Here is a 24,273-nt window from a genome sequence, read left to right as displayed (position 1 = left end):
CGATGGGCGACTCCACGGCACCGGCCTGGATGCGACGGGCGCTGCAGCTCGCCGCGTCCGGGCCGTGGCCCGACCCGAACCCGCGCGTCGGCTGCGTTCTCGTCGGACCCGACGGGAGGGTCGTCGGCGAGGGCCACCACCACGGGGCCGGGTCGCCCCACGCCGAGATCGAGGCGTTGGAGGCGGCCGGCGTCGCCGCGCGGGGAGCCACCGCATACGTCACGCTCGAGCCCTGCTCGCACACCGGCCGCACCGGCCCCTGCACCGAGGCGCTCATCGACGCAGGCGTGTCGCGCGTCGTCTTCGCCCAGTCGGACCCGAACCCGGACGCCGCCGGCGGCGCCGAACGGTTGCATGCGGCCGGCGTCCACGTCATGGGAGGGGTGCTGGCCGAGGCGGCCGAGGCGCTCAACGCCCGGTGGGCCCGCACCGTGGTGCTGGGCCGGCCACTCGTGACGTGGAAGCTGGCGACGACGCTGGACGGCCGCAGCGCCGCCGCCGACGGCACCAGCCAGTGGATCACCGGTGAGCAGGCTCGCGCCGACGTGCACGTGCTGCGCGGCACCCGCGACGCAGTCCTCGTGGGCACCGGAACCGTGCTCGCCGACGACCCACGGCTCACGGTGCGTATGCCGGACGGCGGGCTCGCGCCCGACCAACCCCTCCGCGTCGTGATGGGGCTGCGGCCGGTGCCCCCCGACGCGCGCGTGTGGGCGGCACCGGGGGCGGTCGTCCACCTGGAGACTCGCGACCCGCGCCAGGCACTCGAGTCACTGTGGCACCGGGGAGTTCGTGACGTCTGGTTGGAGGGCGGCCCGACGCTCGCCGCTGCGTTCCTGCGAGCCGGTCTCGTCGACGACGTCTACGCCTACGTCGCCCCGGCCCTGCTCGGCGGCGGCCGCACCGCCGTTGCCGACCTCGGCGTCGACTCGATCGGTGGCATGCGGCGTCTCGACCTCGACGAGGTCGTCGTCGTCGGGGGCGACGTACGCATCCACGCCGTGCCGCACGTCGAGGGGCCGGATCGCGTGGCGCCGGCGTCCGGCACCGCCGACACGACCGACAGCCCCGAGCTGCTCGCCCCCGCGGCTCCCAACCACTGAGCGCAGCTGCGCAGAGAACCTGAGGAGACAGGAATGTTCACCGGAATCGTCGAGGAGCTCGGCACCGTTGCCGGGATCCAGCTCGGCGCAGAGTCCGCGGTCCTTCGCATCGAGGGCCCGCTCGTCGTCAGCGACGCCACCCACGGCGCATCGATCGCGGTGAACGGCGTCTGCCTCACCGTCACCGAGCACGACGGCACCGGCTTCACCGTCGACGTCATGGCCGAGACGCTCGACCGCAGCAGCCTCGGTGCGCTGCGCGAGGGTGACCGGGTGAACCTCGAGCGCGCGATGCCCGCCGACGGCCGGTTCGGCGGCCACGTCGTCCAGGGCCACGTCGACGGCACTGCGACGATCACGGCGCGAACGCCCGGGGACCGTTGGGAGACGGTCGACTTCACGCTCCCGGCGGGCCTCGCGGCATACGTCGTCGAGAAGGGCTCGATCACCGTCGACGGTGTCTCTCTCACCGTCGCCCACGTCGGCGACGACGCCTTCGGCGTCTCGCTCATTCCGACCACACTCGGCTTGACCACCTTGGGGCACAAGGGAGTCGGCGACGTCGTCAACCTCGAGGTCGACGTCATCGCCAAGTACGTCGAGCGACTGCTCACCCACCGCCAGGAGGTCGCGTCATGACCACGCTCTCGACCGTGGAGGCTGCGCTGGAGGCCCTGCAGGCAGGCCGCCCGGTGCTCGTCCTGGACAGCGAGGACCGCGAGAACGAGGGCGACCTCGTCCTCGCCGCCGCGACGGCCACCGAGGACTGGATGGCATGGACGATCCGGCATTCCTCCGGCTACCTCTGCGCGCCGATGCCCGACGAGGTCGCCGACCACCTCGAGCTCCCGCTCATGGTGGCCGAGAACCGCGACCCGCTGCGCACGGCGTACACCGTCTCGGTGGACGCCGCCACGGGCGTGACGACCGGCATCAGCGCGGCCGACCGGTTGCGCACCGTGCAGGTGCTCGCCGACCCCGCCTCGACCCCGTCCGACCTCATCCGCCCAGGCCACATCCTGCCGCTGCGCGCACGCCACGGGGGCGTGCTCACTCGGCCGGGCCACACCGAGGCCGCGGTGGACCTGGCGCGTCTCGCCGGACTGCCGCCTGTCGGCGTCATCGGCGAGCTCGTGCACGACGACGGCACGATGATGCGCTTCGACGCGGTCGTCGACCTGGGTCGCGAGTTCGGCCTCCCGGTCATCACCATCGAGCAGCTCATCGACCACCGGCAGCGGCTCGACCGGGTCGAGCGACTCGCGACGACGCGCATCCCCACTGTCCACGGCACGTTCACCGCCTACGGCTATCGCGACACCCTGACGGGTGACGAGCACGTCGCGCTCGTCAGCCCGCGGGGCCTGCAGGGCCTGAGCGGCTCCGGCCCCGTGCTGACCCGACTGCACTCGGAGTGCCTCACCGGCGACGCCTTCGGCTCGCTGCGCTGCGACTGCGGGCCCCAGCTGCAGACCGCCCTGGCCCGCGTCGGCCGCGAGGGCGGCGTCGTCGTCTACCTCGGCGGCCACGAAGGACGCGGCGTCGGTCTCGTGGACAAGCTGCGCGCGTACGCCCAACAGGACCGCGGCGCCGACACCGTCGACGCGCAGACGGCCCTGGGGCTCCCGGTCGACGCCCGCGAGTATGCCGCCGGGGCCGCGATCCTGCACGACCTCGGTGCAACCGAGGTCGTGCTGCTGACGAACAACCCGAAGAAGACCTCGGCCCTGCGCCACCTCGGCCTCGATGTCGTCGCGGTCGAACGGCTGCACGGCCCGATCGGCGACGACAACGAGCGTTACCTGGTCACCAAGAGGGACCGGATGGGTCACGACATCCCGGCCGCGGGCGAGCGGCACGGCGGCAAGGAGACGGCATGAAGGACGGCGCCCCCACCCTCAGCACCGACGGCAGCGGGCTGCGCGTCGCGGTCGTCGCGGCGAGCTGGCACGAGCAGGTGATGGACGGCCTGCTCGACGGCGCCCGTCGCGGGCTGGCCGACGCCGGCGTGACAGAGGTCGACGTCGTCCGGGTGCCCGGCACCTTCGAGCTCTCGGTGGCGTGCGCCGCCCTCGCCGGGCGCTTCGACGCGCTCGTCGCGCTCGGCGTCGTGATCCGCGGCGGCACGCCTCACTTCGACTACGTGTGTCACGCGGCGACGTCGGGCATCACGGAGGTCTCGGTGCGCACGGCCACACCGATCGGCTTCGGGGTGCTCACGTGCGACGACGAGCAGCAGGCGCTCGACCGCGCCGGGCTGCCGGGCTCGGCCGAGGACAAGGGCCACGAGGCCGCGACCGCGGCCGTCGCGACCGTGGTCGCGCTCAGGGCGGTCTCGCAGGCCGGCACCGCCACGACGTGAGCACTGGTCAGGTCGCCGGGCGGTGGCCCGTAGGCTGGGCGACCGTGAAGAGCTTTGAGCAGCTGTATGCCGAGCTGGCCGAGAAGGCGCAGACGCGACCCGAGGGCTCGGGCACCGTCGCGCAGCTCGACGCCGGCGTCCACGCGATCGGCAAGAAGATCGTCGAGGAGGCGGCCGAGGTGTGGATGGCGGCCGAGTACCAGTCGAACGACGAGGCCGCCGAGGAGATCAGCCAGCTCCTCTACCACCTGCAGGTCCTCATGCTCGCCAAGGGCATCTCGCTCGACGACGTCTACTCCCACCTCTGAGGACTGTCTACGCCATGCTGCGAATCGCCGTGCCCAACAAGGGCTCCCTGTCCGACGCCACCGTGGAGCTGCTGCGCGAGGCGGGCTACCGCACGCGTCGTGACACCAAGGAGCTCGTGGTGACCGACGTCGAGAACGACGTCGAGTTCTTCTACCTGCGTCCCCGTGACATCGCCGTCTACGTGGGCTCGGGCACCGTCGACGCCGGCGTCACCGGGCGCGACCTGCTGCTCGACTCCGGCTCGTCCGCCGTCGAGGTCATGGCGCTCGGCTTCGGTGCGTCGACCTTCCGGTATGCCGGCAAACCGGGCCACGTGGGCACCGTCGCCGACATCGCGGGCAAGCGCGTAGCGACGTCGTACGCCGGCCTCGTGCGTGCTGACCTCGCGGCGCGTGGGCTCACGGCCGACGTCGTGCGGCTCGACGGGGCCGTCGAGACGGCCATCACCCTCGGGGTCGCCGACTGCATCGCCGACGTCGTCGAGACCGGAACCACGTTGCGGCAGCAGGGGCTCGAGGTGTTCGGCGAGCCGATCCTGCGCTCGGAGGCCGTGCTCATCCGCGGCGACCGTCCCGGTGAGGCGCAGGCCATCGAGGTGCTGCAGCGCCGCATCGCGGGCGTGATCACAGCCCGCACCTACGTGATGCTCGACTACGACTGCCCCAAGGATCTCGTCGACCGGGCGTGCGAGGTCACTCCGGGCCTCGAGTCGCCCACCGTCTCGTCGCTGCAGGACGAGGCCTGGGTTGCCGTCCGCGCGATGGTGCCGAGGCTCGGGCGCAACCGGCTCATGGACGAGCTCTACGACCTCGGCGCCCGCGCGATCCTCGTCACCGACATCGCGGCCTGCCGGCTGTGACCCGCGGCGACGGTGACGACCGATGACGATGACGGTGACGACGCGATGACCGACCAGCCGGCGGCCTCCCGCGAGCCCACGGCCGCGGCCGACCCGCTCGCGCCCTTCCGCCCGCGGCGGGGGCGCGCGGTCGCCCTCGGCGTCGCGTGCACCTCGCTCGTCGTCTTCGGTGCCATCGCCGTCGTCATGCCCACGCAGGCCGACGGTCGCTGGGGCGTCGGCGACCGGGTCATGTTCTTCGCGCTCGGTGCGGCTCTCGCCTTCGTGGCCTGGCGCTACGCCTCGATCGTCGCAGTGCCCAGCCGCGACGGCCTGGTGGTGCGCAACCTCGTGCTGACCCGCACCCTGGACTGGGCCGAGGTGGTGCGCGTGCAGTTCGGCGGCGGTGAACCGTGGGTGAGCCTCGACCTCGAGGACGGCGACACGGTCGCGGTCATGGCGATCCAGAAGGCCGACGGTGACGTGTCGGGGCGTGAGGCCTCACGGCTCGCCGCTCTCGTCCAGGCCTTCGGCGAGACGCCCGAACCGGGCGGCCCCGGTGGCCAGGGTGGTCGCCACGACCCCGCCGACCCCGCCGGCCCGGCCGACCCGGACCACTCCGAGGACGACTCGTGACCGGCGAGCCGACCCCGGAGCGCATGCGGCACGCCCTCGGTCACTTCGCGACCGGCGTGACGGTCGTGACCGGGATCGCTGCTGACGGCGAGCCGGTCGGGTTCGCCTGCCAGTCCTTCGCGTCGGTGTCGCTGCACCCTCCGCTCGTCCTCTTCTGCGCCGACCACCGGGGCCGGTCCTGGCCCCGCATGCGCGACCAGGGGCGCTTCACGGTCAACGTCCTGCGCCACGAGCAGCGTGAGCTCATCGGGCGCTTCGGCTCGACGGCGGGCGACCGCTTCGAGGGGCTGGACTGGGAGCCGTCCGAGCGAGGCGGCCCGAGCCTGCCCGGTGTGCTGATGCGCGTCCACTGCGCCGTCGAGCAGGTGCACGTCGCCGGCGACCACGACGTCGTCGTCGGACGCGTCCTCGAGCTCGAGGACGGCGAGTCCGGCCGCCCGATGCTCTTCTACCGTGGGCGTTTCACCGTCACCGAACGGCGTACGTCCTCGGGCGCCGAGGAGGCGCCGTCCCCGATGGACGACTACTGGGGCTGACCCCGCCCGCCCGCTCAGCGCAGGGCGGGGGCCGGAGGACTCGCTGTCGCAACGGGCCTCCAGGGACCGATGCGGCTCTGGCCGTCCGGCGGATCAGCGAGTAAGTTGACAACTCAACCAACCATCGTGAGCGCCAGGAGGTCCAGATGGCCACGGTCGTCGTTTTCGGGGGCACGGGGTACACCGGGGGCAACGTCGTCCGCGAGGCGACTGCCCGGGGTCACCGGGTCGTCTCGGTGAGCCGGTCCGAGCCGCAGGACCCGGTCGCCGGAGTGCTATACGAGACCGGCACCGTCGAGCAGGTGGCAGGGCGGGTGATCCCCGGGGCCGACGCGGTCGTGGCGGCGCTGTCGCCGCGTGGCGACATGGCGGGGCGCCTCGTGGACACCTACCGTGACCTCGCCCGACAGTCGGCCGCTGCCGGCGCGCGCTACCTCCAGGTCGGCGGGTACAGCTCGCTGCGCCCCGCGCCCGGAGCGCCGCGCTTCGTGGAAGGCGACATCCCGGAGCAGTTCCGCGACGAGGCACTCGAGGGGGAGGCGACCCGCGTCCTGCTCGCCGAAGAGGGCCCCGAGGCCTTGGACTGGGTCTTCGTCAGCCCGGCGGCGGCGTACGGGGCGTGGGCGGCCGGTGAGCGTACTGGCCGATACAGGGTCGGCGAGGACGTGGCGCTCGTCGACGAGGAGGGCGGCTCCACCATCTCCGGAGGGGACTTCGCCGCGGCGATCGTCGACGAGATCGAGAACCCCACCCGCCACCGCGCGCACATGAGCGTCGCGTACTGAGAGGTCGTGCTGGCCGTCTCGAACGGGCCTGTTCGTCGCCGTGACCTGCAGGGTCAGGCGCGGCGGGGGGCTAGTCGGTGGGCCGGGTGGAACGAGAGTCGGTGCCGTCGACGAGCCCGTCCCACGACCACTTCGGCACGGACAGGCCGTCCGGGACGTCGCCTGCCGAGTCGTGGTAGGTGCTCATGTATGCCGTCGCCCACGTGAAGTACGCGACGAGCGTGTCGCGTACGGCCGGGTCGCCGCCCAGCCCCGCGTCGTCGACGGCGTCGGCGAAGCAGGCCACCGCCCTCTGGTCCATCTCGACGTGGGGACCGTTGCCCGAGTGCATCCGCACCACCTCGCTCTCGCTCCCGAGCCCCGCGGTGTAGGTCGGCGGACCACCCAGCGCCTCGGCCCAGTATGCCGCCAGACGAGCGGTGTGGTCAGGGTGGTAGCCGTGCGAGAAGGCATGCGAGACAACGGGATCCGTCAGGCAACGCTCGTGCCAGGCGTGCGCGAGCGCGGTCAGGGCCGGCATGCCGCCGACGGTTTCGTAGATCGAGGTGGCCACCGACGCAGGTTCCCACTCGGAGCGTGGTGCGACAAGGACCCGGGACCGGCATCGCGCGCTCGGTCCCGGGCCCACCGTCAGCGGAAGTGGATGAAGTTCGACGGCCAGGACGAGCTCGTGCGGGCGATGATGCGACGCCCGCTCATCGAGGTGTACGTCCTGCCGAGGATGGTGCCCCCGTAGCCGCTCTCGGAGATCGCGATCTGGTTGCCGTCGGCGCTCACCCAGTCCACGTACGCGACGTGGTTCGAGTTCCACTGGGCGATGTCACCGACTCGCGGCGCCTGGTCGACCGCGAAACCCTTGGCCCGCGCGTTGTTGTCCCAGCTCTCCGCGTTGCCGAGGTTGCCCGGGTTCCTGACGCCGTCGAGCGAGAGCCGGTACGCCGAGAAGTTCGTGCAGTTGTTCCCCCAGGCGTCGACGGGGTAGTTCCAGGCTCGCTGCCCGTAGTAGCCGAAGCGGGTGATGCAGTTCTGGGTCGCTCGTGAGTAGCACGACCAGTCCGACGGCGCCGGTCCGCCCACGACGGCCCACGTCACCGTCGTCGAGCGGTAGACGGCCGCGTTGCCGGTGCCGAGCACCCGCATGACCGAGCCGGCGCCGGACGTCTTCGTCGACCAGAGCACGGTGCCCTGGCTGTTCCGCACCACGAAGTTCCCGTCCGTCTGCATCGCGGCGTAGCTGCCCGAGCCGGCCGTGAAGGAGGCCCACTTGCGGGTGCCCCCCGCCGAGGCGAGCACGAGGTTGCCGTCCGTGCGCATGGTCATCGACCAGGCCTTGCTCGTCGCGGTGATGGACTCACCGGAGCGCAGCACCTGGTTGGGCAGGAGGCGGTCGTACCTGACGCCGCGGTGGTCCCAGACGGGCGTGCCGCCCTGACGGAGCTGGAGCAGGCCGTCGTCGGTGATCGTCACGACGGCACCGGTCCAGCCGTTCGTCCCGGCCGTCCAGGCCAGGCTGCCGTCGGCCCTCATGATCGCCAGCTGGCCATCGGAGCGCACGAAGAGGCGGTTGCCGACTCCGCTCGTCCCGCTGTTCCACCGCGCCACACCGCCAGAGACGATGACGAGGTTGCCGTCGGTCTGCATCCCGGCCTTGTAGGTGCCGTTGGGGGACACGAGCGCCGATCCACCGAGGAGCACCTGCCCGGGCTCCAGCGTCGAGCCCGCGATGTAGGTGTACCCGTTGGCCTTGGTGACCGTGCCGGCGCGCGTCGTCACCTTCACCGGGACGGAGCCCGTCGCGATGCGCATCGGCACGACGGCGGTCAGCTGCGTGGCGGAGACGCGGGTCACGCTCGTCGCCGGGGTGCCGTTGATCCAGACGCCGGTGACCACGGTGAACGACGTGCCGCGCAGGGTCACGACGTTCCCGCCGTCGAGCAGGCCGGAGGCCGGGGACACGGACGTGATGACCGGGACGTCCTGGTAGGCGAAGCGTCCGGCGGGCACGACGAGCGAGGTGCCGCCGGGGGTCGTGACCCGCACGTCGACGTCGGCCTCGGCGTGGGCCGGGATCGTGACCCGCAGCTGCGACGCGGAGAGCCGCGTGACCGCCGTGGCCGGCACGCCTCCGAAGGTGACGCGGTCCACGCGGTCGTAGCCGGAGCCGGTCAGGGTGACGACGCTGCCGCCCTTCGTCGGCGCGAGAGCCGGGGACAGGGCGCTGACGGTCGGCACGGGCTGGTAGGTGAACCTGCCCGCCGGGCCGACCGCGGAGACGCCGCCCGGAGTGGTGACCCGGACGTCGACCGTGCCGACGACGTGGCTCGGGACGGTGACCCGGATCGTGGTGGCCGAGACCCGGACGAGCCCGGTCGCCGGGCGGCCGCCGAAGTCGACTGCAGAGACGAGGGACAGGCGGGTGCCGGTGATCGTCATGACGCCGGCCCCGGTCAGCGGACCGGCGGGCACGGACAACGAGCTCACGCCCGGGATGCCGACGTACTCGAAGTTCGTGCGTGCGGTCTCCGGGCTGGTCCCGTTGGCGTTGGTGGCACGCACGGCGACGACGCCCTCGGCGTGAGCCGGCGCGGTCACGCGCAGGCTGGTGTCGGAGACGCGCACGAGACCGGTGCCGAGCGTGGTGCCGAAGCGGACCTCACCCACCTCTGCGAGGTGGGCACCGGTCAGGGTCACCACCGTGCCGCCCCGGAGGGGACCGGCCGACACGGAGAGGGTGCTGAGCACCGGGGGGGAGCCGTACGCGTACCGGGCGCCGGCGCCCACGGGGGAGAGGCCGCCCGGCGTCGTGACGCGGACGTCGACCGGACCGGAGGCGTGCGGCGGGGTCGTGACCCGCAGCGTCGTCCCCGACACCCGCACGATCTTCGTCGTCGTGGTGGTGCCGAAGCTGACGGCGGTCGCCCGGCCGAAGCCGGTGCCGGTCAGGGTGACGACGGTGCCACCGGCCGGTGGCCCGGTCACCGGCGTGAGACCGGTGACCGTCGGGACCGCTTCGTACTCGTAGCTGGTGGCTGCCGTCGTGGCCGAGGTGCCGTTGGGGTTCGTGACGCGCACGCTCACGACGCCCGCCGCGTGGGGCGGCGCCGTGGCGCGGATGGAGGTCGGCGAGACGACCGTGAAGCTGGCGACGGTGTCGCCGAACAGCAGGCGGGTCGAACCCGCGAACCGCGCGCCGGTGATCGAGACGACGGTGCCGCCCCGGATCGGGCCGGACGGCACCGACAGCGTCGAGATGGCCGGCGGCAGGTAGAACGTGTAGCGCGTCGCGGACGTGAGGGCGGTGCTGCCGCCCGGTGTCGTCACCTGGACGTCGACGGCGCCGACGGCGTGGACCGGCGTCGTCACGCGCACGGTCGTGGCCGAGACCCGGGTGAGCGACGCCGCAGGCGTGGTGCCGAACCGGACGGCCGACGCCCGGGCCAGACCGGTGCCGGTCAGGGTGACCGTCGCCCCGCCTCCGGTCCCGCCCGAGGCGGGGGACACCCGCGTGAGCGTCGGCACGGCGTCGTAGGTGAACGTCGGGCTGCTGCCGGACGTGCCTGCAGCGGTCGTGACGCGCACGTAGACCGCGCCGGCCGGGCGAGCCGGCGTGGTGACACGCAGCTGGGTGCTCGACAGGACCGAGAGCTGCGTCCCCGGGTAGGTGCCGAAGGTCACCCTGGTGGTGCCGGAGAAGTGCGTTCCGGTCACGGTGAGGACCGTCCCTCCACGCGTCGGGCCCGCCGCGGCCGAGAGCCCGGTGACCGTGGGCGGCAGGACGACGGGTGGGGTCGTGTAGGTGAACCTGCCGACGGCTGCGACCGGTGAGGTGCCGCCGGGGGTGACGACGCGTACGTCGACGGAGCCTGCGGCGTGCGCCGGGACGGTGACGCGGACCTGGGTGGCGCTGACCCTCGTCAGCCCCGACGCCGGCGTGCTGCCGAAGAGGACGGCGCTCGCGCGGGTGAGGCCGGTTCCGGTCACGGTGAGCGTGGTGCCGCCGGGAGTCGTGGCGGTACGCGCCGAGAGTGCCGTCAGGGTGGGAACCGCGTCGAAGGCGAAGCTCGAGCGCGTCGAGAGCGGCGAGGTTCCGGCCGGGGCGGTGACCTGCACGCTCACGACGCCGGCAGCGTGCGCCGGGGTGACGACGCGGACCCGCGTCTCGGAGACCTTGGTGACGGCGGTGACGGCGGAGGTCCCGAACAGGACCTTCGTGGCGGCGCCCACTCCGGTTCCCGAGAGCTCGACCGAGGTGCCTCCGCTCGCCGGGCCTGCCACCACCGAGAGGGCAGGCGCCGCCGGGACGGTGGCGGTGGTGGTGACGGCGGCCGGCGAAGCCACTGCGGCGGGGGTGGCCGGAGCTGCGCCGGCGGCCGGTGCGGTCGCCAGGCCCGGGATGCCCGCGAGCACGGTCAGGGAGACCAGTGTTGCCACGGCCCGCCCTCCGACACGCTGGGAGCGGGTTCGATGTCGGGCGATCGGCGTCTTCGGTGGCATCATTCGTCGGTTCTCCTTGCAGTCAGCACGTCCGCCGAGCAGTCTGCATGGGCATATGTCGCCTTGTACGCGGTTTCGCCCTAATTGGGGCGCCCCAACCGCAACACCAGCCCCAGATGTGGTGCTGGAGGCACCCGTGCGGAGCCTCGAAACGGCCCCGCCGCGCCGGTTTCAGTCGACCCGCGGGAGGTCCGGGCGCAGCCGGATCACGACCAGTGCCTGCACGCTGCCGAAGACAGCGAGGACGAGCCAGACCAGCGAGAGGCTGCCGCTGACGTCGCGCAGCAGGCCCATCGCGAGCGGGCCGACGGAGGCGATGCCGTAGGAGATGAGGAAGGCCATGCCGGTCAGGCGCCCGCTCGCCTCGGGGGTGCGGGCGTACCGCACGAGCAGCACGAGGGCGAGCGAGAAGGCCGCGCCCTGCCCGAGGCCGGCGACGACCGCCCAGACCCACGGTGCCGACAGCGGCGCGAGCAGGATGCCGAGGCAGCCGACGACGCCGAGGGCCGCGGCCGGCAGCAGCAGGCGCCGCATGTCGCGAGCCGTGTCGCTGAGCACCGGCCCGAGCAGCCCCGAGACGATCTGGGCGCCGCTGAAGGCCGCCGCGAGGTATCCCGCCGACCCACGGGACCAGCCGTGCTCGACGTACGTCGGGGCCAGCCACGTGACGGCGGAGTAGAAGCACCAGGACTGGAGGGCCAGGTAGCCGGCGACGAGCCACGCCGTGCGGTGGCGCCACGGGAGGCGGCCGGGCCCCTCCTCGTCAGGTGTGTGGTGGGGGTTGGCGCGGACGGTGAACGGCGCCCAGGCGAGCACGCCGACGACGGCGACGACGGTCCACGAGCCGAGCGAGCCCTGCCAGCTGCCGAGGCGGTCGGCGAGCGGCACGGCGACGGCGGAGCTGACCGCCGCACCACCCATCATCGCCAGCATGTAGAGGCCGGTCACCAGGCCGGTGCGCTCGGGCGGGAAGTACGTCTTGACCAGGCGCGGCAGCAGCGTGCCGGCGACCGCGATGCCGACCCCGCACAGGAAGGTGCCGACGTAGAGGACGACGACGTTGCCGCCGCTGAAGCGGCTCGCGGTGCCGACGACGATGCTGAGCGATGCGGCGAGCACCGCCCCGGCGGCGCCCATCCGGTGGGCGACGCGGCTCGCTACGGGGGCGAAGAGCCCCATGCAGAGCACCGGCAGGGTCGTCAGCGCCCCGGCCGCCGCGTGGCTCAGCCCGAGGTCGGCCGAGATCGCGTCGAGCAGGGGCGGGATGCTGGTGATGGCGACACGCAGGTTCGCGGCCACGGCAACGAGAGCCACCGCCATGACCCAGACGGGTGGCAGGGGCCGGATCGCGCGGTCTCGTCGGGGCACCCTCAGAGACTAGATGTGTCGACGACGAGGTCTGCCCGGGCCCTCGTCGAGTCGGCCGCGAAAAGGCACGTCTCCTGGTCGGCCCAGCGCTGCCACTGCGGCCGGTAGGCCTCGCCGTCGCGCGCGATGCCCCGCCGCCGGCGCAGCCGGGTGTCCGCGTCGACGAAGACGGTCACGGCGGCATACGGCCGGGCAGGTCCCGCGCTGGCTCCGCATCCCTCGACGACGAGGAAGCGGCACGAAGGCACGTCCTGGGTGCCGGCCCAGCGCTCACGGACCCAGCTCCACAGCCGGTAGGCCGCGTGCTCGCCGCGCGAGAGGGGCTCGAGCACCTGCCTGGTGAGCAGGTCCGGGGCCTCGGCGAGGCCGTCCCAGCCGGGGTAGAGGTGGTCCATGTGGACCACGGCGACCGGACCGTCGGCGGCCAGCGCCAGCTCGACCCCGCGAGCGAGCGTCGTCTTGCCCGCCCCGCTGGGACCGTCGAGTGCGACGACCACGACGTCACCGCAACGCGGCTCGGCGGCCCGCGCGAGAGAAGCGACGGCGGCGACGTGCTCCTCGGTCGGCGGCCTCGTCACCTCGTCCCACATGGGCGCGACCCTAGCCGGTCGCGACGCTGGCCTAGCCTTGACGCATGCCCGTCGCCACGAGAGTCATCGCCTGCCTCGACGTCGACGCCGGTCGCGTCGTCAAGGGCGTCAACTTCGAGAACCTGCGCGACGCCGGTGACCCCGTCGAGCTCGCCAAGGTCTACGACGACCAGGGTGTCGACGAGCTGACGTTCCTGGACGTCACGGCGAGCAGCGGCAACCGCGAGACGACCTACGACGTGGTCCGCCGCACCGCCGAGCAGGTGTTCATCCCGCTGACCGTCGGCGGCGGGGTGCGCACGGTCGACGACGTCGACCGGCTGCTCCGCGCCGGAGCCGACAAGGTCGGGGTCAACACGGCTGCGATCGCGCGTCCTGAGCTCATCTCCGAGATCGCGAGCCGCTTCGGGGCGCAGGTGCTCGTCCTGTCGGCCGACGTGCGCCGACGCCTCGGTGACGACGGCCGCCCGACCGACGACTTCGTGATGACGACGCACGGTGGGCGCACGCCCGTCGACCTCGACGCGGTGCAGTGGTGCGCCCGGGCCGCCGAGCTCGGCGCCGGCGAGATCCTGCTCAACTCGATGGACGCCGACGGCACCAAGGACGGCTTCGACATCGAGCTGATCCGGCGCGTGCGGGCCGCCGTCTCGGTGCCCGTCATCGCAAGTGGCGGGGCGGGCCGCGTCGAGCACTTCGCTCCCGCCGTCGCGGCCGGCGCCGACGCCGTCCTGGCCGCCAGCGTGTTCCACTTCCGAGAGCTCACGGTGGGCGAGGTCAAGGACGCGCTGCGCGCGGCCGGGGTCACCGTTCGCTGAGGGTCGTCCTGAGGTCGAGGACGGCGCTCAGCTGATGCCGAGCTCGGCGCCCTGCAGGGCGGCGATGTCGTCGGCGTCGCCCTCGAACCCGACCCGGGCCACGCTCTTGCGGCCGTACGCGTAGAGCACGAGCTCGCCGACCGGCCCACGCAGGACGACGGTGCCATGGGCGTCGGGCAGCCTGGCGGCATACCGGCCCTGACCCTCGGCGATGAGCACGATGCCGGTCGGCGCCTTGCGGAACATCAGGCGCGCCGAGCGACGCAGGGCCGACCACAGCTTGCCCTCGAGCTGTGGAGCCAGCTCGCGCGGCTCCCATCCCGTCTGCGCCCGACGGACGTCCTCGTGGTGCACGAAGTACTCGACGAGGTTGGTGATCTCGTCGACCCGGGCGTTGGACATCGGGTTCCAGGCAGGCGCTCCCCGGCGCACCCGGTCGACGAGGGCGGCGTAGTCGCCGTTCGCGATCTTGCCCTGCTCGCGGTCGAGGTGTCCCTCGAGGAAGGGCACGAAACGGCCGACCGAGAGGTCGGGGCGGGTCTCGCGGACCAGCAGGTGGGCGGCGAGGTCGCGCGTCTGCCAGCCCTCGCAGAGGGTCGGCCGGTCGGGTCCGAGACGGTCGAGCTCGTCGCAGAGCAGGAGGCGTTCGGACCTGGCGTGGCGCGTCATGTCCTCATCCTGTCAGGGTCCGCGGACGAGGCCGCGAACAACTCGTTGGATCCCGGCCTCGTCGCCTCCGTAGGGTCGGACGGTGATCGAGCTCGTGCGCCCCACCGTCGACCTCTCGGACGCGTGGTGGGAGATGGTCGACGACTTCGGCGGAACCACCATCCACGGGTCGGGCTACCACCCGAGGGACCGCGACGTCCTCGCCGACGCGCCGGTCTTCGCCGAGTGGGTCGACTGGCTCGGTCGGCAGGAGCACCCCCGAGCTCCGCTTCCGCCCGAGCGCGTCGCGTCCTCCTACCGCTGGGTCCTCGAGGACGGCCGCCTGGTCGGCACCATCGCGGTCCGTCACGCACTCACCCCCTCCCTCGTCGCCGAGGGCGGTCACATCGGGTATGCCGTCCGGCCCGCAGCGCGTCGTCGGGGCGTCGCGAAGGCTGCCCTCGCGCAGGCGTTGGTGCTCGCCGCACGGCGGGGGATCGACCCCGTGCTCGTCACGTGCGATCTCGCGAACGTGGCGTCGGCGCGCACGATCGCCGCCTGCGGCGGCGTGCTGGAGGACTCACGTGACGGGGTGCTGCGCCACTGGGTGCGCACCGGGGCGGCCGCCGAGCCCATCGGGCCCGGGCCGATCGAGACGAGGCTCGCACGCCTCGTCCCGGTCACCTCGGACGAGGCGCACGCGATGGTGGCCGGCTCGCGGCGTCGCGGCTGGGCGCCGGGCTACCCGCGCGAGGACGACCTCGACGCGGTGCGCTCGATGCCACCGGAGGGTCCGGACCCGTGGACGCCGCGACACGTCGTCCGTCGCGCGGACGGGCTCGCCGTCGGCACCATCGGCTGCTTCGGACCGCCCGTGGACGGTGTCGTCGAGATCGGCTACGGCCTCGTCGACGCGGCACGCGGTGCGGGCCTCATGACCGACGTCCTCTCCGGGATGGTCCGGGCCCTCGAGTCAGCGGGGCTGCGCGTCGTGGCGCACACGCTGCCCGACAACGTGCCGAGCCATCGGGTCCTCGCCCGGCTCGGGTTCCGGCGCGAGGACGAGGCGGGGCCGGAATGGCTCTGGGTGAGGCGAAGCGGTGCAGGTGTTGTCGCCACTGCGTGAGAGGCTGAGGGGTCGACCGGAAAGCACAGCACCAGGGGAGCAGAATCGCGTGAACGTCCCGACCACCTCGACCCTGCGGGAGGGTCTCGCCGTCATCGGCCGGGGAATCAAGGGACAGCCCCGGTGGTTCGCCCTCGCCGTCCTCGGCAGCGTCGTCTACGGCGTGATGACCAGCCTCACCGCCGCGGCGATCGGCTACGTCGTCCGGCAGGCGGTCACGCCGGCCATCCAGGCCCGCCACGTCACCGTCTCGCAGCTGTGGTTCATCGGCGGCGTCATGGGCGCCGTCGTCCTGACGACCACCGTCGGCGTGATCGGGCGACGCCTCGCCGGTGGCGTCGCGATGTTCAACCTCGGCGCGATGTACCGCCGGCAGGTGACGCGCCAGTACCTCCGGCTGCCGCTCAGCTGGCACCACAAGCACCCCTCCGGGCAGCTCCTGTCGAACGCGAACGCCGACGTCGAGGCGACGTGGAACATCTTCGCGCCGCTGCCGATGGCGCTCGGCGTCGTCGTCATGCTGGTCTTCGGCATCATCCAGATGGTCGTGGTCGACCCGTGGCTGGCGCTCGTCGGCCTCACCGTGTTCCCCCTGCTCTTTCTCGCCAACGTCGCCTTCCAGCGCGCCATGTCGCCGCGGGTCACGCGGGCCCAGCAGCTGCGCGCCGACGTCTCCGAGGTGGCCCACGAGAGCTTCGAGGCCGCCCTCATCGTCAAGTCGCTCGGTCGCGAGGACCACGAGGCCGAGCGTTTCCGCGTGGTCACCGACGAGCTGCGCGACGCCAACATCGAGGTCGGCCGCACCCGTGGCCGGTTCGACCCCGCCATCGAGGCCATCCCGACGATCGGCACGCTGGCCGTCCTGTTCGTCGGCACGCTGCGGGTGCGGAGCGGCCTGCTCACAGCGGCCGAGGTCGTGCAGATCGCCTACCTCTTCTCGATCCTCGCCTTCCCGGTGCGCGCCCTCGGCTGGGTGCTGGCCGAGCTGCCTCGTGCGGTCGTCGGGTGGAACCGGGTCTCCGCCGTGCTCGACGCGACGGGCAGCATGCAGTTCGGCGACCGCTCGGTGCCGACCGGCAACGCGAGCCACCTGCAGGCCGAGCGGCTCGCGTACGCCTACGAGATCGTCACCGAGGACGGCTCCGCCGACCTCAACCCGGCCATCGTCGACGTCACCCTCGACGTGTCGCCCGGCTCGACGGTCGCCGTGGTCGGCCCCACGGGCAGTGGCAAGTCGACCCTCACCAACCTCGTGATGCGCCTCGTCGACCCCGACAGCGGGGCCGTGCTGCTCGACGGGGTCGACCTGCGCGAGGTCCGGCGAGGCGGCGTCAGCGATGTCGCGGCGCTCGTGGCGCAGCAGACCTTCATGTTCGACGACAGCGTCCGCGGCAACATCACGTTGGGCGCCTCGCACGACGACGAGAGCGTCTGGCGCTCGCTCCACGTGGCGCAGGGGGCGACCTTCGTCGAGCGGCTGCCCGACGGCCTCGACACCCACGTCGGCGAGCGCGGGGCCAGCCTCTCCGGTGGGCAACGACAGCGAATCGCCCTGGCCCGTGCGGTGATCCGCCGGCCGCAGCTGCTCATCCTCGACGATGCCACGTCGGCCGTCGACCCCAGCGTCGAGCAGGCGATCCTCGGTGGGCTGCGCGAGGCGAGCTCGGGCACCACGGTCCTCGTCGTCGCCTACCGCATGGCCACCATCCTGCTCGCCGACGAGGTCGTCTACGTCGAGGAGGGCCGCGTCGTCGACCACGGCTCGCACGCACAGCTTCTCGGCCGGTGCGCCGGCTACGAACGCCTCGTCACCGCCTACGCTCGTGAGGCGGCCGAGCGCGAGGCGATCGCCGCCGACGAGGAGTTCGACGGCGACCTCCGCCTCGACGACGATCCGGGGCGCGGCCCGGCCGAGGAGGTCTCGCGATGAGCATGCGTTCCCAGGTCCTCGTCGAGCACCACGGCGTGGCGACCGGCAAGGACCTGTCGACGTGGCAGACCCTCAAGCGAGGCGTCGAGCTCTCACCCGAGCTGCGCAAGGGCATCTGGGTCACGGTCGCGCTGGCCGTGCTGTCGACGCTGGGGCGCGTGCTCGTCCCGTTCGTCGTGCAGCGCATCACCGACGAGGGGCTGCTCGCCAAGGCCGGCCCCGACCCTGCGGTTGTCGCGGTCTACATCGGCATCGCGCTCGTCGGTGTCGCGGTGACCGCGCTGTCCGCGTACTTCGTCAACGTGCGTCTCTTCCGCTCGTCCGAGAGTGGGCTGGCAACGTTGCGGCTCAAGGCCTTCCGGCACATCCACGACCTCGCGATGCTCACCCAGAACACCGAGCGGCGGGGGTCCCTCGTCTCGCGGGTGACGTCCGACGTCGACACGATCTCGATGTTCGTGCAGTTCGGCGGGCTCATGCTCATGATCAACCTCGCGCAGATCACGCTCGCGACGGTGCTCATGCTCGTCTACAGCCCGCTGCTCGGCCTCGTCGTGTGGCTCTGCTTCGTGCCGCTCTTCGTCATCATCCGCAAGTTCCAGGGCATCGTCGGGCGTGCCTACACCCGGGTGCGCGAGCGGGTCGGCGACATGCTCGGCGCGATCTCCGAGGCGGTCGTGGGGGCCCAGGCGATCCGTGCCTACGGCGTCGAGGACCGCACCGCCGAGCGCATCGACGCTGCGGTCGAGGCGCACCGCAAGGCCGCCATCGGTGCACAGGCGCGGTCCGTCATCGCCTTCACGTCGGGCCAGCTCGTCTCGGGGCTGACCACTGGGGTCGTTCTCGTCGTCGGCACGATCCTCGCCGCGCGCGGCAGCCTCACGCTCGGCGAGCTGCTCGCGTTCCTCTTCCTCGTCAACCTCTTCACCATGCCGGTGCAGCAGGCCACCGAGATCCTCAACGAGATGCAGAACGCCGTCGCCGGCTGGCGCCGGGTCATCGGCATCATCGACACCCCGGCCGACGTCTCCGACCCCGGCGAGTCCGGTGTGACGCTCCCGCGCGGGCCGATCACCGTGCAGTTCGACGGCGTCGGGTTCGCCTACCCGGGCGGCGAGCCGGTGCTCCACGACATCGACCTGACCATCGCGCCGCGCAGCAGGGTTGCGATCGTCGGCGAGACCGGGTCGGGCAAGTCGACCCTCGCGAAGCTGCTGACGCGCCTGATGGACCCCTCGAGCGGCCAGGTGCTGCTCGACGGGGTCGACCTGCGCACCGTCCGCTTCTCCTCGCTGCGCTCGAGGGTCGTGCTCGTGCCGCAGGAGGGCTTCCTCTTCGACGGCACGCTCCTCGACAACATCCGGTTCGGGCGGCCGCAGGCGAGCGCCGACGACGTCAGGCTCACCCTCACCGAGCTGGGGCTCGACGCGTGGGCCTCGACCCTGCCGTTGGGCCTGTCCACCGACGTCGGCCAGCGCGGCGAGTCCTTGTCGGCGGGGGAGCGCCAGCTCGTCGCGCTCGCCCGCGCCTACCTCGCAGACCCCGACCTCCTCGTCCTCGACGAGGCGACCTCGGCCGTCGACCCCAGCACCGAGGTCCGCCTCCAGCGGGCCCTCGACTCGCTGACTCGCGGGCGCACGTCGATCGCGATCGCCCACCGGCTCTCTACGGCCCAGGCCGCCGACGAGGTGATCGTCGTCGACGCCGGTCGCATCGTCGAGCGGGGGCACCACACCGAGCTCGTCCGCCTCGGGGGCGTCTACTCCCGGCTGCACGCCTCGTGGGTCGCCCAGCAGCAGGCCGTCTGACCCACCCCGCTTCCCCCACCGAACGCAGCGTTCGGTCTCGAACGCTGCGTTCTGCCGGTGCTTTCGAGACCGAACGCAGCGTTCGGTCTCGAACGCTGCGTTCTGCCGGCGCTTTCGAGACCGAACGCAGCGTTCGGTGGGGGCGGCGGCACAATGTCGGGGTGACCGACCCGACCACGACCGGCCCCACCACGACCGACTCTGCGCTCGACCCCACCCGGCTCGACCCGACCATCGCGGCGCTGCTCAAGCGTGACGCGTACGGCCTGGTCGCTGCAGTCGTGCAGCAGCACGACAGCGGCGACGTTCTCATGGTCGGCTGGATGGACGACGAGGCCCTTCGCCGCACGCTCTCCGAGGGCCGGGTCACCTTCTGGTCGCGCAGCCGGCAGGAGTACTGGCGCAAGGGCGACACGAGCGGCCACGTGCAGTGGGTCAAGGGGGTTCGTCTGGACTGCGACGGTGACGCGCTGCTCGTCGCCGTCGACCAGGTCGGCGCCGCCTGCCACACCGGTGACCGCACCTGCTTCGACGCCCGCGTTCTTCCCGCCGTCGTCGGCGAGGCCTGAGCCTCAGGCCGGCACGACCGAGCGCACCACCTCCACCGCCGCCTTCCACGCAGGCCCGAGCATGTCGACCCCACCCACCTCATCCACCACGAGGTAGATGGCCACGAACGTCAGGGCCGGCCCCACGACGAAGCGCTCGGTGAAGTGGTTCGTGCTCAGCGACGCGTAGTTGAACCGGTGCTTCCAGAACGGCCAGAACAGCGGACAGCCCTGCACGGTGGCCATGTCGCCGACGAGGTGGGCCGTCGTGCCGATGCCGACCGCCCACGGCACGACGGCCGGTGAGAACGACTCGAAGAGGGCGCCACGGGTCAGTGCCGCACCGACGACGAGGCACGCCACGGTGTGCAGCACCGGCACCGTGACCAGCGACACGTGCATGGCGGCCGACGCGATGGCGAAGAGGAACGCGAGGTAGAGGCCGAGGGTGATCCCGCCGGTGTCGGCCGCGAGCACCCCGAGGCCGGTGAAGAGCGCGAGCCCGAGCAGCGAGTGCGTCCCGTTGCGGTGCCCGCCCAGGCAGAACCCGACGGCCCGGGCGAGTCCCGTGGTCAGGGGTCCCACCGAGCGGGCGATGGTGCCCGAGGGGTGGTCGAGGTCGGGCAGCATGGCCGAGCCGGCGCCGACGACGGCCGCGACGGGCACCGACCAGCCGTCCACCGGGACACCGTGCTGACGCAGCAGCGGCACGACGGCGAGGACGGCCACGGCGCCGGACGTCGCGTGCGTGCGGCCGATCACGTCGCGCGCCGGGGGAGCGAGGGGTGCCGGGGGAGCGAGGGGGGCCAGTGACGCCGGCTCTGCGGGGACACTGCCGTCTCCTTCGTGGTCCGGTCTGCGCCGTGGAGGGCAGACTACGGGCGACAGCCATGGAATCGCCTGTGCCGCAAAGACCTACGGGGCCCGACTCGCGCTGCACTGATGTCGGCGCGAGGCTACCGTGGGTTACCCACCGCCCCGCAGCGGGGTCGTCGTCGCCGCCCGGCTGACGGAACCGGCGCAGGCGGGTGCGCCCGGGTGGGCCAGAATGGGCCCGTGCCCGACACGACGACCCCGCCCGCTCCCGCGCCGCACGCCGACCTCGCCTGGGGTCGCACGTGGCCGAGCCTCGAGGTCTTCACCGAGCTCGCGCTCGAGCACCGTCGCGTCATCCCGGTCGTACGCCGGGTGCTCGCCGACGCCGAGACGCCCGTGGGCGTCTACCGCAAGCTCGCCAAGGACGCGCCCGGCACGTTCCTGCTCGAGTCGGCCGAGCACGGCGGCGTGTGGTCCCGCTACTCGATCGTCGGGGCGCGCAGTGCCGCCACGCTGACCGAGCGCGAGGGCCACGCCCACTGGATCGGCGAGCCGCCGGTCGGGCTGCCCGTCGACGGAGACCCCACGGCAGCGATCCGCGACACGGTCGCCGCGCTCGCCACCCCGCGTACGCCCGGGCTTCCTCCACTGACGGGTGGGCTCGTCGGCGCCATCACCTACGACGCCGTGCGCCACTGGGAGAAGGTCCCCGACCACGGCCGGGACGACCTGGGTCTGCCCGAGGTCGCCATGATGCTCGCGACCGATCTCGCCGTCTTCGACCACAGCGACGGCTCCCTGCTGCTCATCGCCAATGCGGTGAACCACGACGCCACCGACGACCGCATCGAGGACGCCTGGGCTGACGCGGTCGCCAGGCTGGACCGGATGACCGACGAGCTGGCGGCGCCGGCGGCCAGCACGGTGGCGACCATCGAGCCCCTGATGAGCGAGCCGACGAGCAGCCACACGCAGGCCGGCTTCGAGGAGATGGTCGAGGAGGCCAAGGAGGCGATCCGCGCCGGCGAGGCGTTCCAGATCGTCGTGTCGCAGCGCTTCACCGTGCCGTGCGACGCGGACTCGCTCGACGTCTACCGTGCCCTGCGGGTCAGCAACCCCAGCCCCTACATGTACCTGTTGCGCCTGCCCCACCCCGACGGCTCGTCGTACGACATCGTCGGCTCGAGCCCCGAGGCCCTCATCAAGGTCACCGGCCGACAGGCGATCACCCACCCCATCGCCGGCTCGCGTCCGCGCGGCAAGAGCCCCGACCACGACGCGCACCTCGCCGAGGAGCTGCTCGGCGACGCCAAAGAGCGCGCCGAGCACCTCATGCTCGTCGACCTGGCGCGCAACGACCTCCAGCGCATCTGCCGGGCCGGCACCGTCGACACCGTCGACTTCATGTCGATCCGCCGCTACTCCCACATCATGCACATCGAGTCGACCGTCGTCGGTGACCTGCGCGACGACGAGAGCGCCTACGACGCCCTCGTCGCCACGTTCCCGGCGGGAACGCTGAGCGGGGCCCCGAAACCGCGCGCGATGGCGCTCATCGACGACTACGAGGGCCTGCGCCGCGGGCTCTACGGCGGCGTCGTCGGCTACCTCGACTTCGCCGGCGACCTCGACATGGCCATCGCCATCCGCACGGCGCTCATCAAGGACGGCCAGGCGCACGTGCAGGCCGGGGCAGGCATCGTCGCCGACTCGGTGCCGCACCTCGAGTACGAGGAGACGGTCAACAAGGCTGCCGCCGCGCTGCGGGCCGTCGCCGCTGCCGGCGGCCTGCGACCGCTGGGAAGCCACCGCGCATGAGGGCATTCGTTCTCGACAAGAAGCGGGCCACGCTCGTGGTCCTCGTCCCTGCCCTGCTGCTGCTCGGCCTGACGACGCGCACGTGGGCGAGCGGCGAGTCCCGTGACGTGCTCAGTCGCGCGGTCACCGAGGTGAGCGGTGGCGCGGCTGCCCCGGGCGTCGTCGGGCTCTGCGCCGTCTGCGTCGTCGCGCTGCTCGGGCTGATGACGGGCGGTCGCGTCATCCGCGCGGTCTCGGCCGGCGTCATGGTGCTGGCCGCGATCGGGGCCGCGCTCATGACGCTGTTCGTCGCGCTGCGCCCGGTCACCACGGTCGCCGACGCGGTGGCGCGCGAGCTGGCCCGCACCACGGCGCCCGCGGCCACGGGAACCAGCACGGTGTGGGCCTGGCTCGCGGTGGTGGCGGCCCTGCTGCTGGCCGTCGGCGCCGTCCTGACGGCCGCCTCCAGCCGCTCCTGGGCCGGCCTCTCGGGGCGCTACGAGCGTGGTGCCAAGCCGGCCAGCGGGCCCCGCGGGGAGGTCCGCACCACGTGGGACGAGCTCAGTGAGGGTCACGACCCGACCCTGCGCGACGCCCCAGACGAGACCTGACAGAATGAGGAACGTCGGCCCGCACGGGCGTGGAGCCGACCGCAACCGAGAGGACGCCATGGAAGAGCAGCACGAGGACCACGGTCACAGCACCGCCGCCTGGACGGGGGTCGGGGTCATCCTGCTCGGCACGGCGATCGCCTCGGTCGCCGTCGTCATCCCCAGCCTCGTCCTCGGCATCATCGGCGCAGTCGTCATCGTGGGCGGCATCGTCGCCGGCAAGGTGCTGTCGATGGCCGGCTACGGCGCCGACAAGCACCACGCGCAGGCCGGTTCGGTCGTCGACGCCCCTGACGAGGCCGGCGCCGGGACCCTCGGCAAGAGCTGAGAGCAGTGCCGACCGTTCTCGACGAGATCATCAGCGGCGTCCGCGAGGATCTCGGGCGTCGTCGCGCCACCCTGCCGCTCCACGAGCTCGAGGCGCGCCTCGGCACTGTAGCCCCGGCGCTCGACCCGATGCCCGGCATCCGTTCCGCCGAGGGCGTCGCGGTCATCGCCGAGGTCAAGCGTTCGAGCCCCAGCAAGGGCGCCCTTGCCGACATCCCCGAACCGGGACGTCTCGCGAGGGCGTATGCCGCCGGGGGAGCGAGCGCCATCAGCGTGCTCACCGAGCAGCGCCGGTTCTCAGGCAGCCTCGCCGACCTCGACGAGGTGCGTGCGGCCGTGCGAACTCCCTTGCTGCGCAAGGACTTCATGGTCGACCCCTACCAGGTGACCGAGGCCCGGGTGCACGGCGCCGACCTCGTGCTGCTGATCGTGGCCGGGCTCGACGACGCGCTCATGCACGACCTGCACCAGCAGGCCCGTGAGCTCGGCATGACCGCGCTCGTCGAGGTGCACGACGCGGCCGAGCTCGACCGCGCACTCGCGCTCGACCCGGCGCTCGTCGGGGTCAACGCCCGCAACCTCAAGACCCTCGCGGTCGACCCGCGCACCGTCACCGACCTGCTGCCTCGCGTGCCCGACGGCGTCGTCGGCGTGGCCGAGAGCGGCGTGACCGGCCCCGACGACGTCGCGACCTACGTCCGCGCCGGAGCCGGCGCCGTGCTCGTCGGCGAGGCACTCGTGCGTGACGGCGCGCCGGAGCACGCCGTGCGTGCGTTCATCGAGGCAGCGGCCGCCGCGCGCGCCGGTGCCGACCAGGAGTGAG

The 24,273-nt window shown here is 72.7% G+C and carries 24 protein-coding genes; 18 read left to right on the top strand and 6 right to left on the bottom strand.

Features of this window, described 5'->3' with window-relative positions:
- The first annotated feature begins 2 nt into the window (after positions 1 to 2).
- The 9 genes from ribD (at position 3) to AB4091_RS13305 (ending at position 6,569) form a co-directional block, all read left to right on the top strand.
- Positions 3 to 1,103, top strand: a complete 1,101-nt coding sequence (gene ribD / locus AB4091_RS13345) for a bifunctional diaminohydroxyphosphoribosylaminopyrimidine deaminase/5-amino-6-(5-phosphoribosylamino)uracil reductase RibD (protein ID WP_442292225.1) — start codon at positions 3 to 5, stop codon at positions 1,101 to 1,103.
- Between the two features lie 33 nt (positions 1,104 to 1,136).
- Positions 1,137 to 1,742, top strand: a complete 606-nt coding sequence (locus AB4091_RS13340; RefSeq protein ID WP_442292224.1) for a riboflavin synthase — start codon at positions 1,137 to 1,139, stop codon at positions 1,740 to 1,742.
- The gene (gene ribB / locus AB4091_RS13335) at positions 1,739 to 2,983 is read left to right on the top strand and encodes a 3,4-dihydroxy-2-butanone-4-phosphate synthase (protein WP_442292223.1); all 1,245 of its coding nucleotides are present in this window, start codon (positions 1,739 to 1,741) and stop codon (positions 2,981 to 2,983) included. Before AB4091_RS13340 ends, ribB begins: the two co-directional genes overlap by 4 nt.
- Entirely contained in the window at positions 2,980 to 3,465 is a 486-nt protein-coding gene (gene ribH, locus AB4091_RS13330) for a 6,7-dimethyl-8-ribityllumazine synthase (RefSeq protein WP_442292222.1), read from the top strand. The genes ribB and ribH overlap by 4 nt, the downstream gene beginning before the upstream one ends.
- Before the next feature lie 44 nt (positions 3,466 to 3,509).
- Positions 3,510 to 3,773, top strand: coding sequence for a phosphoribosyl-ATP diphosphatase (locus AB4091_RS13325; protein WP_028785574.1), 264 nt, complete (start codon positions 3,510 to 3,512; stop codon positions 3,771 to 3,773).
- A gap of 14 nt (positions 3,774 to 3,787) precedes the next feature.
- Positions 3,788 to 4,633 (top strand): ATP phosphoribosyltransferase, encoded by an 846-nt coding sequence (gene hisG, locus AB4091_RS13320; protein ID WP_442292221.1) that lies wholly within the window; start codon positions 3,788 to 3,790, stop codon positions 4,631 to 4,633.
- 45 nt (positions 4,634 to 4,678) lie between these two features.
- Entirely contained in the window at positions 4,679 to 5,248 is a 570-nt protein-coding gene (locus AB4091_RS13315; RefSeq protein WP_442292220.1) for a PH domain-containing protein, read from the top strand.
- Positions 5,245 to 5,784, top strand: coding sequence for a flavin reductase family protein (locus tag AB4091_RS13310; protein ID WP_442292219.1), 540 nt, complete (start codon positions 5,245 to 5,247; stop codon positions 5,782 to 5,784). Before AB4091_RS13315 ends, AB4091_RS13310 begins: the two co-directional genes overlap by 4 nt.
- 146 nt (positions 5,785 to 5,930) lie before the next feature.
- Positions 5,931 to 6,569 (top strand): NAD(P)-dependent oxidoreductase, encoded by a 639-nt coding sequence (locus tag AB4091_RS13305; protein WP_442292218.1) that lies wholly within the window; start codon positions 5,931 to 5,933, stop codon positions 6,567 to 6,569.
- A 70-nt stretch (positions 6,570 to 6,639) separates the two neighbouring features.
- On the opposite strand, the gene AB4091_RS13300 is transcribed toward AB4091_RS13305, so the two are convergent.
- The 4 genes from AB4091_RS13300 to AB4091_RS13285 form a co-directional block, all read right to left on the bottom strand.
- The gene (locus AB4091_RS13300; RefSeq protein WP_442292217.1) at positions 6,640 to 7,122 is read right to left on the bottom strand and encodes a group II truncated hemoglobin; all 483 of its coding nucleotides are present in this window, start codon (positions 7,120 to 7,122) and stop codon (positions 6,640 to 6,642) included.
- 77 nt (positions 7,123 to 7,199) lie between these two features.
- Complete coding sequence (locus tag AB4091_RS13295; RefSeq protein WP_442292216.1) at positions 7,200 to 11,000, bottom strand: IPT/TIG domain-containing protein; 3,801 nt, start codon at positions 10,998 to 11,000, stop codon at positions 7,200 to 7,202.
- A gap of 234 nt (positions 11,001 to 11,234) precedes the next feature.
- Entirely contained in the window at positions 11,235 to 12,431 is a 1,197-nt protein-coding gene (locus tag AB4091_RS13290; RefSeq protein WP_442292215.1) for an MFS transporter, read from the bottom strand.
- A gap of 2 nt (positions 12,432 to 12,433) precedes the next feature.
- Positions 12,434 to 13,021 (bottom strand): hypothetical protein, encoded by a 588-nt coding sequence (locus AB4091_RS13285; RefSeq protein ID WP_442292214.1) that lies wholly within the window; start codon positions 13,019 to 13,021, stop codon positions 12,434 to 12,436.
- A gap of 44 nt (positions 13,022 to 13,065) precedes the next feature.
- Between AB4091_RS13285 and hisF the strand changes: the two genes are divergently transcribed.
- Complete coding sequence (gene hisF, locus AB4091_RS13280; protein ID WP_442292213.1) at positions 13,066 to 13,839, top strand: imidazole glycerol phosphate synthase subunit HisF; 774 nt, start codon at positions 13,066 to 13,068, stop codon at positions 13,837 to 13,839.
- 27 nt (positions 13,840 to 13,866) lie between these two features.
- On the opposite strand, the gene AB4091_RS13275 is transcribed toward hisF, so the two are convergent.
- Positions 13,867 to 14,508, bottom strand: a complete 642-nt coding sequence (locus AB4091_RS13275) for a TIGR03085 family metal-binding protein (RefSeq protein ID WP_442292212.1) — start codon at positions 14,506 to 14,508, stop codon at positions 13,867 to 13,869.
- A gap of 82 nt (positions 14,509 to 14,590) precedes the next feature.
- Between AB4091_RS13275 and AB4091_RS13270 the strand changes: the two genes are divergently transcribed.
- From AB4091_RS13270 to hisI, 4 genes are all read left to right on the top strand, one after another.
- On the top strand, positions 14,591 to 15,613 hold the full coding sequence (locus AB4091_RS13270) for a GNAT family N-acetyltransferase (RefSeq protein ID WP_442292211.1): 1,023 nt from the start codon (positions 14,591 to 14,593) through the stop codon (positions 15,611 to 15,613).
- Positions 15,614 to 15,662: 49 nt separating this feature from the next.
- Entirely contained in the window at positions 15,663 to 17,543 is a 1,881-nt protein-coding gene (locus AB4091_RS13265; RefSeq protein ID WP_442292210.1) for an ABC transporter ATP-binding protein, read from the top strand.
- Positions 17,540 to 19,351, top strand: a complete 1,812-nt coding sequence (locus AB4091_RS13260; protein ID WP_442292209.1) for an ABC transporter ATP-binding protein — start codon at positions 17,540 to 17,542, stop codon at positions 19,349 to 19,351. Before AB4091_RS13265 ends, AB4091_RS13260 begins: the two co-directional genes overlap by 4 nt.
- Positions 19,352 to 19,512: 161 nt before the next feature.
- The gene (gene hisI, locus AB4091_RS13255; protein ID WP_442292208.1) at positions 19,513 to 19,920 is read left to right on the top strand and encodes a phosphoribosyl-AMP cyclohydrolase; all 408 of its coding nucleotides are present in this window, start codon (positions 19,513 to 19,515) and stop codon (positions 19,918 to 19,920) included.
- A gap of 3 nt (positions 19,921 to 19,923) precedes the next feature.
- Here the strand turns inward: hisI and AB4091_RS13250 are convergent, their stop codons facing one another.
- The gene (locus tag AB4091_RS13250) at positions 19,924 to 20,661 is read right to left on the bottom strand and encodes a metal-dependent hydrolase (protein ID WP_442292207.1); all 738 of its coding nucleotides are present in this window, start codon (positions 20,659 to 20,661) and stop codon (positions 19,924 to 19,926) included.
- A 294-nt stretch (positions 20,662 to 20,955) separates the two neighbouring features.
- Between AB4091_RS13250 and AB4091_RS13245 the strand changes: the two genes are divergently transcribed.
- The 4 genes from AB4091_RS13245 to trpC are packed head-to-tail and all read left to right on the top strand — an operon-like array spanning position 20,956 to position 24,272.
- Positions 20,956 to 22,533, top strand: coding sequence for an anthranilate synthase component I (locus AB4091_RS13245; protein WP_442292206.1), 1,578 nt, complete (start codon positions 20,956 to 20,958; stop codon positions 22,531 to 22,533).
- On the top strand, positions 22,530 to 23,123 hold the full coding sequence (locus AB4091_RS13240; RefSeq protein ID WP_442292205.1) for a Trp biosynthesis-associated membrane protein: 594 nt from the start codon (positions 22,530 to 22,532) through the stop codon (positions 23,121 to 23,123). The genes AB4091_RS13245 and AB4091_RS13240 overlap by 4 nt, the downstream gene beginning before the upstream one ends.
- A 58-nt stretch (positions 23,124 to 23,181) precedes the next feature.
- Positions 23,182 to 23,451: an HGxxPAAW family protein gene (locus AB4091_RS13235; protein ID WP_442292204.1), complete on the top strand. Its 270-nt coding sequence runs from the start codon at positions 23,182 to 23,184 to the stop codon at positions 23,449 to 23,451.
- Between the two features lie 5 nt (positions 23,452 to 23,456).
- Complete coding sequence (trpC, locus tag AB4091_RS13230) at positions 23,457 to 24,272, top strand: indole-3-glycerol phosphate synthase TrpC (RefSeq protein ID WP_442292203.1); 816 nt, start codon at positions 23,457 to 23,459, stop codon at positions 24,270 to 24,272.
- Position 24,273: the final 1 nt, after the last annotated feature.

It is taken from the genome of Terrabacter sp. 2RAF25, from assembly GCF_052115265.1.
Taxonomy (GTDB): domain Bacteria; phylum Actinomycetota; class Actinomycetes; order Actinomycetales; family Dermatophilaceae; genus Terrabacter.
The sequence above is the reverse complement of the archived record's forward strand: the minus strand, read 5'-3'. Positions and strand labels throughout refer to the sequence as shown.

Coding starts and splice junctions, on each gene's coding strand:
- AB4091_RS13285 (WP_442292214.1), bottom strand. CDS start 13,021: ATGTGGGACGAGGTGACGAGGCCGCCGACCGAGGAGCACGTCGCCGCC.
- ribB (WP_442292223.1), top strand. CDS start 1,739: ATGACCACGCTCTCGACCGTGGAGGCTGCGCTGGAGGCCCTGCAGGCA.
- hisF (WP_442292213.1), top strand. CDS start 13,066: ATGCCCGTCGCCACGAGAGTCATCGCCTGCCTCGACGTCGACGCCGGT.
- hisG (WP_442292221.1), top strand. CDS start 3,788: ATGCTGCGAATCGCCGTGCCCAACAAGGGCTCCCTGTCCGACGCCACC.
- AB4091_RS13275 (WP_442292212.1), bottom strand. CDS start 14,508: ATGACGCGCCACGCCAGGTCCGAACGCCTCCTGCTCTGCGACGAGCTC.
- AB4091_RS13240 (WP_442292205.1), top strand. CDS start 22,530: ATGAGGGCATTCGTTCTCGACAAGAAGCGGGCCACGCTCGTGGTCCTC.
- AB4091_RS13235 (WP_442292204.1), top strand. CDS start 23,182: ATGGAAGAGCAGCACGAGGACCACGGTCACAGCACCGCCGCCTGGACG.
- ribH (WP_442292222.1), top strand. CDS start 2,980: ATGAAGGACGGCGCCCCCACCCTCAGCACCGACGGCAGCGGGCTGCGC.
- AB4091_RS13305 (WP_442292218.1), top strand. CDS start 5,931: ATGGCCACGGTCGTCGTTTTCGGGGGCACGGGGTACACCGGGGGCAAC.
- AB4091_RS13315 (WP_442292220.1), top strand. CDS start 4,679: ATGACCGACCAGCCGGCGGCCTCCCGCGAGCCCACGGCCGCGGCCGAC.
- AB4091_RS13260 (WP_442292209.1), top strand. CDS start 17,540: ATGAGCATGCGTTCCCAGGTCCTCGTCGAGCACCACGGCGTGGCGACC.
- AB4091_RS13340 (WP_442292224.1), top strand. CDS start 1,137: ATGTTCACCGGAATCGTCGAGGAGCTCGGCACCGTTGCCGGGATCCAG.
- ribD (WP_442292225.1), top strand. CDS start 3: ATGGGCGACTCCACGGCACCGGCCTGGATGCGACGGGCGCTGCAGCTC.